Here is a 296-nt window from a genome sequence, read left to right on the forward strand (position 1 = left end):
TCGAAGGTGGCGCGCATGACGCGGCCGCCTCCGGTGGAGGCGTGGATGTACTCGCCATCGCCGGCGTAAATGCCCACATGATAGACGCCCGAGCCGCTTCCCCAGAACAGAAGATCGCCGGGACAATGACCGAGCAGCTGACCCATATCGACGAGAACGGCGACGTGCGGATGGTGTACGTATCGCAGAAGGCCGACACCGAGCGCGTGGCCGTGGCCGAGGGCTTCATCTCCATGAAGCCGGAGACGTTGGCCCTCATCGTGGAGGGCAAGGCGGCCAAGGGCGATGTGCTCGCC

General features: G+C 65.2%; 2 protein-coding genes. One reads left to right on the forward strand and one right to left on the reverse strand.

Annotated features, from left to right (window positions below):
* Positions 1-146: NlpC/P60 family protein (locus tag NE591_RS16440; protein WP_371130637.1), on the reverse strand; the 146-nt coding region annotated here is incomplete at its 3' end.
* Between NE591_RS16440 and NE591_RS14745 the strand changes: the two genes are divergently transcribed.
* Positions 126-296, forward strand: a 171-nt coding sequence (locus NE591_RS14745) for a cyclic pyranopterin monophosphate synthase MoaC (protein ID WP_305145277.1), incomplete at its 3' end; no start/stop codon positions are given. The two genes, NE591_RS16440 and NE591_RS14745, sit on opposite strands and share 21 nt — an antisense overlap.

Origin of the sequence: Adlercreutzia sp. DFI.6.23 (assembly GCF_024462535.1) — a bacterium.
GTDB classification, from domain to species: Bacteria; Actinomycetota; Coriobacteriia; order Coriobacteriales; family Eggerthellaceae; genus Adlercreutzia; species Adlercreutzia rubneri.